Origin of the sequence: Achromobacter sp. Root565 (assembly GCF_001427425.1) — a bacterium.
GTDB classification, from domain to species: domain Bacteria; phylum Pseudomonadota; class Gammaproteobacteria; order Burkholderiales; family Burkholderiaceae_B; genus Achromobacter; species Achromobacter spanius_D.
Genome location: NZ_LMGO01000001.1, coordinates 2,191,766 through 2,202,651, shown reverse-complemented (window position 1 = coordinate 2,202,651; position 10,886 = coordinate 2,191,766). Strand labels below are relative to the sequence as shown.

The window sequence follows — 10,886 nt, the reverse complement described above, 5'->3', positions numbered from 1 at the left end:
GTGGGGGCATACTTTCCCCGCCGGGCCGCCCCAAGGGGAAAAGCGCCCCCTCGGGGGGCAGAGAACCCGCGCAGCGGGTGAAGCGTGGGGGCATTATTTTGGCGGCATGCGGATGGCGCCGTCCAGGCGGATCGTTTCGCCGTTCAGCATGTCGTTGGTGATGATGCTGTGGACCAGTTTGGCGTAGTCTTCCGGGCGGCCCAGGCGCGCGGGGAAGGGGATGCTGGCGGCCAGCGAGTCCTGCACTTCCTGCGGCATGCCGAAGATCATCGGGGTGCCGAAGATGCCCGGCGCGATGGTCATGCAGCGGATGCCGGTCTTGGACAGGTCGCGCGCGATCGGCAGCGTCATGCCCGCCACGCCCGCCTTGGAAGCGGCATAGGCCGCCTGGCCGATCTGGCCGTCAAAGGCGGCGACGGACGCCGTGTTGATCATCACGCCGCGTTCGCCGGTGGGCTCGGGCGTGTTGGCGCTCATGGCCTCGGCGGCCAGGCGCATCATGTTGAAGCTGCCGATCAGGTTGATCGACACGACCTTCTGAAAGAGCTCCAGCGGGTGTGCGCCGTTCTTGCCGACGATCTTGGCGGCGGGGGCGACGCCCGCACAGTTGACCAGGCCAAACAGCGCGCCCAGTTCCAGCGCGGCGGCCACGACCTTCTTGCCGTCGGCTTCCTGCGTGACGTCGCAGTGCACGTAGCGCTGGCCGAGTTCCTTGGCGAGCGCTTCGCCCGGCTCGTCCTGCAGGTCGGCAATGACGACCTTGGCGCCATGTTCAACCAGCATGCGGGCGGTGCCGGCGCCCAGGCCGGATGCGCCGCCGGTAACGATGAATACCTTGTTCGCGATTTCCATGTGTGTACCACCAGATCAGTTCAAGGGAAGGAAGGCGGCGCGCCGGGCGCCGGATGCAACAAGGCCTTCGGGCCAGGGCCGGGACGCGCTGCGTCCGGCCGGCGCCGAAGGCCTTTGGGCCATCGAGGCGCCGATCAGCTTTGAACGGCTTCGAACAGGCGCGACTTGATTTCGTCGACGGCGCCCACGCCCGAGATCTTGCGGTATTTCGGGGCAGCGGCGGAATCTTGCTGCGCCCAGGCGGAGTAGTAATCGACCAGCGGACGCGTTTGCTCGCGGTATACCGATAGGCGGTGGCGCACGGTTTCCTCGCGGTCGTCGTCACGCTGGACCAGCTCTTCGCCGGTGACGTCGTCCTTGCCTTCGGTCTTGGGCGGGTTAAAGCGCACGTGGTAGCTGCGGCCGCTGGGCTGGTGCACGCGGCGTCCGCTCATGCGTTCGATGATGTCTTCTTCGGGGACGGCGATTTCCACGACGTAGTCCAGCTTGACGCCGGCGCTCTTGAGCGCGTCGGCCTGCGGGATAGTGCGGGGAAAGCCGTCGAACAGGTAGCCGTTGGCGCAGTCGGGCTGCGTCAGGCGGTCTTGCACCAGGCCGATGATGATCTCGTCGGAAACCAGGCCGCCGGCGTCCATGACCTTCTTGGCTTCAATACCCAGCGGGGTGCCCGCTTTCACCGCGGCGCGCAGCATGTCGCCGGTGGAGATCTGGGGAATGCCGAAGTGCTGCGTTAGAAACGCGGCCTGGGTGCCTTTGCCGGCGCCGGGGGGTCCGAGCAAGATGAGACGCATGAGTGCTCCTGAAGGGGTTTATTTTTTGTGATCCGGGGGATTATGCCGCAACGCAGCAGCCAATGCGGGGCTGCGCCATGCGAAATAACCCTTATATCTGATTGCTGTAGATCAAGCGGACGCGATCAAGATCGGCCGGGGTATCTACCCCGCCCGCAGGAGGCGTCGAGGCCCGATGGACGACGATGACGTGGCCGTGTTCCATGGCCCGTAGTTGCTCCAGCGATTCAAAGCGTTCCAGCGCGCCTTGCGGCAGCGTCGGAAAGCGGCGCAGGAACGACGCGCGGTAGGCGTACAGGCCGATGTGATGCCAGGCGGGCAGGCCCTGCGCCAGCACGCGTTCGCCGCCGCCCAGCGCGTCCCGGGCCCAGGGGATGGGGGCGCGCGAAAAATACAGCGCGCGGTCGTCGGCGGCGCAGACCAGCTTGACGACGTTGGGATTGAACAGGGCCTCGGCATCCGCCAGGGGGCATGCACAGGTGGCTATGTCGGCCTGCGGATAGGCCTGCAGCTTGGCCGCCACCGCGTCGATGAGTTCGGGTTCGATCAGGGGCTCGTCGCCCTGCACGTTCACGACGATCGCGTCGTCGGGCAGGCCAAGCTGCTCGACCGCTTCGGCCAGCCGGTCGGTGCCGGTGGGATGGTCGCCGCGGGTCATCAGGGCGCGCAGGCCGTGCGCCTGCGCAGCCTGCTGCACGCGCAGGTCATCGGTGGCGATGAAAATCTGCGAGGCGCGCGACAGCGCGGCGCGATCGGCGGTGCGCACGACCATGGGCTTGCCGGCGATGTCGGCAAGCGGCTTGTCGGGCAACCGGGTCGAGGCGGTGCGCGCCGGGATGATGGCGATGAAGCTCACGATGCGGCGTTCAGCGGGAGGCGGCGGCGTCGTCCAGCGCGCGGGCTTCGGATTCCAGCATGACCGGAATACCGTCGCGCAGCGGGAAGGCCAGCCGGTCCGCACGGCAGACCAGTTCGGCCTGCTGCCGGTCGTGTTCGAGGCGGCCCTTGCACAAGGGGCAAACGAGGATGTCGAGAAGGCGGGATTCCATGACCGGGATTCTAAAACAGTTTTGCCGCCTGACAGCGCGCGGCGCGTCGGGGTTGCAGCAAGCCGCCCGTTACGCGGCCGGGTTGCGGCCCCGGTTTTTGCCGCCGCCGTTCTGGCCACTGACCGGGCGCTCTTTGCAAGCGCGCAGCGCGTCGGCCAGCCAGTCAAAGAGCTCCGGGTCGGAGAACGCGGCCTGCACCGGCACTTCCCACAGCCGGGGATCGTTCAAGGCGCCGCATTTGATGGCGTCCTTGGCGGTCACCAGGATGACGTCGGCGTCCAGCGCCTGGAAGGGTGACGTGGCGTAGTCGTGGTGATCTGGCAGGGGAAGCGTCGCGGACAGCGTGATGCCGGCTGCCCGCAGGGTGGCGAAAAAACGCTCCGGATTGCCGATGCCGGCCGCCGCCGCGATGCGGGGCTGGCCGGCAAAGGCCGATAGCGGCTGTGTGGCGTGTCCCCCGATATGGCGCGCCAGGCCGGGTTCAAGCCACATCTGGACCTGGCGGGGACGGCTGCTTGCGGTGTCTGACACCCTCGGGAGCCGGCCGTCAGGCTGTGACGGTTCCTCAAGGGTGTCAGACACCGCAAGCAGCCGTCCGTCATGCCGCGAACGTGCCTCAAGGGTGTCAGACACCGCAAGAGAATTGCCCGGCGTGCCGATATTGGTGACCACGGCGTCCACGTCGGCCAGCCGGCTGGCGGGCTCGCGCAGCGGGCCAGCGGGCAGCAGGCGCCGGTTGCCCACGCCGCGCTGGTCCTGCACCACGATTTCGATGTCACGCGCCAGGGCCAGGTGTTGCAGGCCGTCGTCCGAGACGATGACGTCCACCCGCGGATGGGCCTGCAGCAAGACTTGGGCGGCGCGCGCGCGCTTGGGGTGGATGCACACGGGCGCGCCGGTGGCGCGGGCGATCAGCGCCGGTTCGTCGCCAAAGCGGGCGGCTTCCAGGTCGCCCAGCCCCACACGCGGATGCGGGCCGACCTTCACACCGTAGCCTCGGCTGACCACACCCGGCGTGTAGCCCCGGGCCCGCAGGTTTTCGACGGTGGCGATCACCATGGGCGTCTTGCCCGTGCCGCCCACGTAGATGTTGCCGATCACGACCACGGGCACGGGCGGCCGGTAGGACACCTTGGCGCCGCTGGCATAGCGCGCGCGCTTGCGCTCGACCGCCCAGGCGGTCAGCGCGGACAGCGGGCGCAGGGCGGTGGACAGCCAGCCGCCGCGCTGCCATTGGCGGGCCAGCAGTGATGCGCGTCGGGTTTTCAACGGTTGGTCTGGGCGGCGAAATTGACGCGGCCGATGCCCGCAAGGCGCGCGGCTTCCATGATGTTGATCACGGACTGATGGGTGGCCTGGGCGTCGGCATTGATGATGATGAGCGGCTCGGTCTTGCCGGCTGCGGCTTGGCGCAAGGCCTCGGCGATTTCGGGCGGGGTGGACACGTCGATCAGGGTGCCGTTCAAGGCGTAGCGGCCATCCTGGCTGACCGCGACTTCCAGCGCGGGCGGCGTGTCCTGTTCGGACGACGCCTGCGGCAACGTCACCTTCAACTGCGTGAAGCGGGTGAACGACGTGGTGGCCGCCAGGAAGATGAGGATGACCAGCAGGACGTCGATGAGCGGGATCAGGTTGATGTCCAGCTCATCGCGGTCGCCCCGGGAACCGCGGAAATTCATGGACGGGCCTCGCGGGAGGCGCGCGCGGGCGAGAGCGCGCGGATCAGGCGCGAAGCGGCCTGTTCCATGGCGTTGAGGTAACCGTCCACGCGACCGCGCAGATAGCGGTGCGCGATCATGGCGGGAATGGCGATCAGAATGCCGAAACCGGTGTTGTAAAGCGCGATCGAGATGCCGCGCGCCAGTTGGGCGGGGTCGCCGCCGCCGGGGGTGTAGGAGCCGAAGATTTCGATCATGCCGACAACGGTGCCGAACAGGCCCATCAACGGGGCGACGACGGCGATGGTGCCGATGGCGGAGATGTAGCGGCCGAGGTCATGCGCAACGGCGCGGCCGGTGTCTTCGACCACGTTGCGCAGTTCTTCGCGCGGCAAGTGGCGGTGACGCATCACTTCAGCCAGCACGCGGCCCAGCGGGGAATTGCGTTCCAGTCGGTGGATCGATTCCGCCGTGTCCTGGTGGTTGCGCAGCATCTCGGCGACCTGGTCGTTCAGGCCGCGCGGCATCACCAGGTTCCGGCGCAGGGACAGGAAGCGCTCGAAGATCAGCGCCAAGCCCAGCACGGATGTCGCCAGCAGGGGCCAGATAGGCCAGCCGGCCTCGCGCAGAATGGAAAGCAAAGCGGTCAACTCCTGAGGAGCCGAAGGCGCCGCAAGCGGCGCGCAGTGGCATCTGAATAAGCCGAAACTGTAACGGTGCGGCGCGCATGTGGCAAGGCAGGGGGATCCCCAAATTATCCACAGAATCTGTGGATAATTCTGTGTAGAACTCAGCCAGAAGGCTTATGGGCACGGGGCTTGCGCTTGTTTGCTTCAATTGCGCGCACTGCTGTGTCCTATAAAAATTCATTGAAATCAATGGCTTGCACCGAATTTGCTGGCGTTCTGGGCAGTTCGTGCAAATTTCTGCGGACGCGGTATCATTGCGCCCCGCTACGCCTGCCCTGTGGACAGGTTCGCATCGGAAAGCCCCATGACAATTGAGCTCCCAGTCACAAACAACGCATTTGCGCGGGAAATCCTTACAGTTGCCCAGCTAAACCAAGCAGTGGGGCAGTTGTTGGAGCGCAGCATCCCGGCGCTGTGGGTTCGCGGCGAGATTTCCAACTTCACGCAAGCCGCGTCCGGGCATTGGTACTTCACGCTCAAGGACAGCCGGGCCTCCGTGCGGGCCGTCATGTTCCGCAGCCGCGCCAGCGCGGTGGGCTTTGTCCCCCGAGCGGGCGACCAGGTCGAGATCCGGGCCCGCGTTTCCCTGTACGAACCGCGGGGCGACTATCAGCTCCAGGCTGACGCCATGCGGCGGGCAGGATTAGGGAATCTGTACGAGGCCTTTCTGCGGCTTAAAGAGCAACTGGCCTCCGAAGGCTTGTTCGATCCGGCCCGCAAACGTGAGCCTGTCCCTCTGCCCCGCGCAATCGGCGTGATCACCTCGCTGCACGCGGCGGCGCTGCGCGACGTGCTGTCGGCGTTGGCCCGGCGCGCGCCGCAGGTGCCGGTCATCATTTATCCGGCCCCGGTTCAGGGGGCGGACGCCGCCAACAAGCTGGCCGCGCAGTTGCGTCTGGCCAACGAGCGGGCCGAAGTCGATACGCTGCTGCTGGTACGGGGCGGCGGCAGCATCGAAGACCTCTGGAGCTTCAACGACGAAGACCTGGCGCGCCAGGTGGCGGTCAGCGAGATTCCCGTCATCAGCGGCGTCGGCCACGAAACCGACTTCACCATCGTGGACTTTGTGTCGGACCTGCGCGCGCCCACGCCCACCGCTGCGGCTGAACTGGCGTGCGCGCCGCGCGCCGAACTGCTTGGCCGCGTCATGCAGTCCCTGCAAACCATGGTGCGCGGCCAGCAGCGCCGGCTGGAGCGGGCGGCGCAGCGCCTGGATCGCGCCACCGCGCAGTTGGTGTCCCCGGCGCAACGCCTGCAACACCAGCGCGAACGACTGAACAGCCTGCAATACCGCCTGGCCTCGGCCTGGTCGGCGCCGCAAGGCCGGCGCGCCGCGCGCGTCAATCTGCTGGCGCAGCGCCTCAGCCATCGCGTGCCGGATACCGGCCGGGCAGCCGAACGTCTGGCTGGCGCCGTACGCCAATTGGGGCAGGCCCATGCCCGCCTGCTGGTGCAGCGGCGCAATCGGCTTGCCGCCGCCTCGGCGCAGCTACGCGCCCTGGATCCCGGCAACACGCTGGCGCGCGGCTACGCGATCGCCCGCGACGCGGAGGGCCGCATTGTTCGTGACGCGGCCGCGCTATCGGCGGGCCAGCCGCTGGACCTGAGCTTCGCGCAGGGCGGCGCGCAGGTTCAGGTGCAAACCACCCGTACCACGCGCGACCCAAGCTGATTTTTCCGCGAGCCCCCGACTGGGGCGGCGTGCGGCTCGGTCGCCGCAAATCCTTTCCACCCAAACCATGGCGGCAGGATGTTCCACGACAGAAATCTGAAATGGGCGGCCACCGGTCTGGCCGCGGCGATATGGGCATCTGGAGTTGGCTCCGTGGCCCATGCGGAAAACGCAGCCGTTTCCCCGGCGGCATCCGCAGCCGCCGATTGCAACTGCGCGTCGCCGTACCGCGAATACAAGAAAGCCGACACCCCGCAGACCGAGGCGCTGTTCGCAGCGGTAAGCCGCAACGATGAGGCGGCATTCCTGGCCGCGTTGGCGCAGGTGGCGCGGCCCGGCGATTACGCTCTGGACGGCGTCCCCTTGCTGCACGCCGTGCTGATGCCGACTCGCAGCCTGCGATCGCAGTACGTGTATTGGGATATGACGCCGGAAGACGCGGCGCGGCTGCGTAAGGCCCACGAGGCCAACCTGCCGGTCCGCGCGCGCATGCTGGCCGCGCTGCTGGCCACCAAGCCGGGACTGAACGACATTACGTACGACTCGCGCCGGCCGCCGCTTCACCTGGCGCTGCTGTATGGCACGCCCGAGATAATGGAAACGTTGCTGGCCGCGGGCGCCAACCCCGATCAGCGTGGCGACGCCAACGACACGCCGCTGGAATTCCTGCTGAACCGCGATTTCGAATTCGCGGTGCGCATGACGTACCTGCCGCGCCTTGTCGATCGCAAGAACCTGACGCGCATGGTGGTGGCCTTGTTCGGCGCCGGCGCCAGCCGCCCGTATGCGGCGCTCGATGCGGCCGACAAGACCGCGACGAGTGTTTTCAAGGACGGACAGGGCAAAGCGCGGCCTGCGGCGGACTTCCGGTCCTGGCTGCCTCTGGTGGAATTGACGGAAGGCGGGCAAGCCCTGCGAGCGCTGGCCGCGACCGGCAGCCAGCCCGCCTATGAAGAGGAACTGACCGCCCTGGCGTTCGCCGCCTACGAGGGCGATGCGCAGGCGGTGTCGTACCTGATGGACCAGGGGCCGCGCACGATCCCGGCCACGGCGTACGGCGAAACCGGGCATCGCGACGTTTGGCTGGATGCGGCGCAAGCGGCGGTCGAAGGCGGGCATCCCGCAATCGCCGAACAACTGCTGCGCGCGGGCATGCCCTTCGCGCAACGCGGCCCGCAAGTGGGCTCGGGCGGCCTGATCTTCGCCAAGCCTCAGATGAACAACCGTCCCATCATGAATCTGGCCGCCCAGCGCGGCGACACGCAGACAGTGCAGCGCCTGCTGGCCTTGGGCGCGCCGGTTGACGGCGATCCCGCCGAGCCGCATGGAAACACACCCTTGGCCGATGCCGTCGAAGCCGGCCAGTCCGACTCCGCCAAGGCGCTGCTGGCCGGGGGCGCCGATCCGGGCTTGCGGCGCGAAGGGTACGACCGCCGGTCAGCGCTGGAGGTTGCGGTGCGGGCCGGAGACACAACGCTGTTGCGCACCCTGCTGGCCGCGATGAAACCCGACGCCCTGCGCGCGGCGCTGCAGAACCCTGCCGACTCGCCCATCGCGCAACTGTTGCGGCAGCCGGGCGGGCAGGGCGCGGCGGTGCTGCGCATGTTCGCGGACGCGGGATTCGACATGAAGACGCTGGACGCAAGCGCCATTCGCCAGGCTCTCGAAAGCCGCGATACGGCGATGGCCATGATGCTGATCGACGCGGGCGTGCCGGTGAATCCGTCCGTGGGTCCGTCAGCGCAAACAACCGGCGGTGACGGCTTGCCGATGGCCATGGACGATCCGCGCGGCACGCCGCCGCTGCTGTTGGCGGCAACGTCCGGCCAGGTCGCGGTCGTCGATGCATTGCTGGCCAAGGGCGCCGACCCCGCCGCCATCGCGCCGGACGGCGAAAGCGCCTTGTATTGGCTGATCGGCCGTCAGGACACCGCCATGCTGGATCGGCTGCTGCGCGCCGGTGCGCGGTTGGACGACCCGCGGCTGCCGGTCGCGCCCAAACCGTACGCGCTGCTCAACGCGGCCGTGGTGTCCGGCGACATGGAAACGGTGCGCCGCGTGAGCGCGGCGAACCGCCAGCCGGTTGCGCAAGCGTGCATGCCAGACAACGGGGAGTTCGTGCTGATCGACAAGCCTGGCTACTTTGCGGCATTGCATGCGGCCGGCTTCACCGGCCAGCCATCGTCATGCGCGCGCGATGGGCGCCCCTTGCCCGAGCGCATCGTGTCGATGCTGCTGCAGAGCCGGCAATTGATCACCGCGCGGCATGACACGGTGGTGCAGGTGTTGGGCCAGTTGAAGGAGTCGGGCACCGATCTGGATGCGCCTTTGGCCGATGGCGATACGCCGCTGAACGTGGCCATCCGGCTGGGCCGCCGGGACCTCGCCCAAGCGTTGCTCAATGCCGGCGCAAGCCCTGACGCCGACGACGGCGCGGGCCGCGGTCCTGCGTGGATCGCACTTGAAACCGGCCAACCCGCCATGTTGTCCCTGCTGGCTCAGCACCACGCGCGCTTCGACGCGGCGGTGGCGCCGTCGGGCCAGTCGTTCCGCACGGCGCTTGCCTGCCAATCCGATCCGGCCTTCGCCCGCGTCCTGCAGGATGCGGGCATCACGCTGCAGGCGGACTGCGCGCCGCCGCCCGCGCAAGGCCGGCGCGTGGGCGCCAAGGCCGCCAGCAAGTCATCCGAAGCGCTGCGCGTGCCGGGGCACTACTACCTGCGTGGCGTGCGGGAAGTGGGCAGCGAATTGCTGCTTCTGGAAGACGGCAACTTCGAATATTTCCTGAGCTATGGCGCGGTCGACATCAATGCGCGCGGGGCCTGGCGCACCGATGGCAAGCAGGTCTTCCTGGACACGCCGCCGCTGCGGCCGTACTCCGCCATTGCGAACGTGCGCGCCGATACACGCACCGATACAAGCGCCGGCAACAGGCCGGCCGAGCCCGGCATGCTGACGGTGCGCGTCTATCACCGTGGCCGTCCGGTCAGCATCGACGTGGCGATGTCTTCAGCCGATCAGGATTACGGCGGCGGGCCACGCCAATCTGAAGGGGCGGACGGCGTTTCCGTTCCCATCGCGGCGGGCGCATTGAAGGCGCTGGCCGTCTTCGTGCCGGTGCCGTCGGGCGGACGTTGGCACGACGTGGATGTCGCCCGCATCGACCCCGCCACCCGCGCCGTGCGCATCGACGTCGACGTGCCCGACGCCGCGGCCAGCGCGCCGCTGCACAAGGTCCTGGTCATGGATAAGGACGGCGCGCTGGTCGAGACCGGCAGCGGGCGGGAGCTGCGTTACGTGAAGTGACGCCATGCGCGCCGCCGCGCGCGGGCGCAACAACGCAGGGTCATAAGCATGTGCCTGTTAACCCCGCGCCAGCGCGGGGTTAACACGGTATCCTCGGGAGTTGCCGATACAATTGTCCGGCTTGATCGTGCTCTCAACAGAAGGAACCATCACATGGCACATACTCTTCCCCCCCTGCCTTACGAACTCGACGCTCTGGCGCCGCACATCTCCAAGGAAACGCTGGAGTTCCACTACGGCAAGCATCACCAGACGTACGTCACGAATCTGAACAACCTGATCCCGGGTACGGAATTCGAAACGCTGTCGCTGGAAGACATCGTGAAGAAGTCCTCGGGCGGCATCTTCAACAACGCAGCCCAGGTCTGGAACCACACGTTCTACTGGAACAGCCTGGCTCCCAAGGCCGGCGGCGCACCGACGGGCGCGCTGGCTGACGCCATCAACGCCAAGTGGGGCAGCTTCGACGCCTTCAAGGAAGCCTTCAACAAGTCGGCTGCCGGCAACTTCGGTTCGGGCTGGACCTGGCTGGTCAAGAAGGCCGACGGCTCGGTCGACATCGTCAACACCAGCAACGCGGCCACCCCGCTCACGACGGCCGACAAGCCGCTGCTCACCTGTGATGTCTGGGAACACGCGTACTACATCGACTACCGTAACGCGCGTCCCAAGTACCTCGAAAACTTCTGGGCCCTGGCGAACTGGGATTTCGCCGCCAAGAACTTCGCCTGATCGGCGGTTCCGGCATGCATGCGGCCTCTGCGCCGCAGCCCTGAATTCAACCCCTCGCCCCGGCGAGGGGTTTTCTTTTTGTTCAGGAAAAAGTCAGTTTCGAAAACCCTGTCGATTGTCGCGTTCATTACACGGAA

Annotated in this window: 10 protein-coding genes; 3 read left to right on the top strand and 7 right to left on the bottom strand. The window is 67.4% G+C overall.

Annotated features, from left to right (window positions below; all coding sequences use genetic code 11):
• Positions 1–93: 93 nt before the first annotated feature.
• The 7 genes from ASD71_RS09840 to ASD71_RS09810 form a co-directional block, all read right to left on the bottom strand.
• Positions 94–852, bottom strand: a complete 759-nt coding sequence (locus tag ASD71_RS09840; RefSeq protein WP_056562661.1) for a 3-hydroxyacyl-CoA dehydrogenase — start codon at positions 850–852, stop codon at positions 94–96.
• A gap of 134 nt (positions 853–986) precedes the next feature.
• A complete protein-coding gene (gene adk / locus ASD71_RS09835) occupies positions 987–1,643 on the bottom strand; it encodes an adenylate kinase (protein WP_056562659.1) in 657 nt (218 codons plus the stop codon).
• Between the two features lie 91 nt (positions 1,644–1,734).
• Positions 1,735–2,499 carry a 3-deoxy-manno-octulosonate cytidylyltransferase gene (gene kdsB, locus ASD71_RS09830; RefSeq protein ID WP_056562656.1) on the bottom strand — a complete coding sequence of 255 codons (765 nt, stop codon included), beginning with the start codon at positions 2,497–2,499 and terminating at the stop codon, positions 1,735–1,737.
• A 10-nt stretch (positions 2,500–2,509) separates the two neighbouring features.
• On the bottom strand, positions 2,510–2,692 hold the full coding sequence (locus ASD71_RS09825; protein WP_056562652.1) for a Trm112 family protein: 183 nt from the start codon (positions 2,690–2,692) through the stop codon (positions 2,510–2,512).
• Positions 2,693–2,761: 69 nt separating this feature from the next.
• Entirely contained in the window at positions 2,762–3,961 is a 1,200-nt protein-coding gene (lpxK, locus tag ASD71_RS09820) for a tetraacyldisaccharide 4'-kinase (RefSeq protein ID WP_082578845.1), read from the bottom strand.
• Positions 3,958–4,371: a biopolymer transporter ExbD gene (locus ASD71_RS09815; RefSeq protein WP_056562648.1), complete on the bottom strand. Its 414-nt coding sequence runs from the start codon at positions 4,369–4,371 to the stop codon at positions 3,958–3,960. Before ASD71_RS09815 ends, lpxK begins: the two co-directional genes overlap by 4 nt.
• Entirely contained in the window at positions 4,368–4,991 is a 624-nt protein-coding gene (locus ASD71_RS09810; RefSeq protein WP_056562646.1) for a MotA/TolQ/ExbB proton channel family protein, read from the bottom strand. The genes ASD71_RS09815 and ASD71_RS09810 overlap by 4 nt, the downstream gene beginning before the upstream one ends.
• A 352-nt stretch (positions 4,992–5,343) precedes the next feature.
• Here ASD71_RS09810 and xseA point away from each other — a divergent pair, with 352 nt between their 5' ends.
• The 3 genes from xseA to sodB all read left to right on the top strand — a co-directional run bounded on the left by xseA (position 5,344) and on the right by sodB (position 10,749).
• Positions 5,344–6,711 carry an exodeoxyribonuclease VII large subunit gene (gene xseA, locus ASD71_RS09805; protein WP_056562643.1) on the top strand — a complete coding sequence of 456 codons (1,368 nt, stop codon included), beginning with the start codon at positions 5,344–5,346 and terminating at the stop codon, positions 6,709–6,711.
• Between the two features lie 153 nt (positions 6,712–6,864).
• Positions 6,865–10,017, top strand: a complete 3,153-nt coding sequence (locus ASD71_RS09800) for an ankyrin repeat domain-containing protein (protein WP_235512081.1) — start codon at positions 6,865–6,867, stop codon at positions 10,015–10,017.
• A gap of 153 nt (positions 10,018–10,170) precedes the next feature.
• Positions 10,171–10,749 (top strand): superoxide dismutase [Fe], encoded by a 579-nt coding sequence (gene sodB / locus ASD71_RS09795; RefSeq protein ID WP_056324270.1) that lies wholly within the window; start codon positions 10,171–10,173, stop codon positions 10,747–10,749.
• The last annotated feature ends 137 nt before the right edge of the window (positions 10,750–10,886 follow it).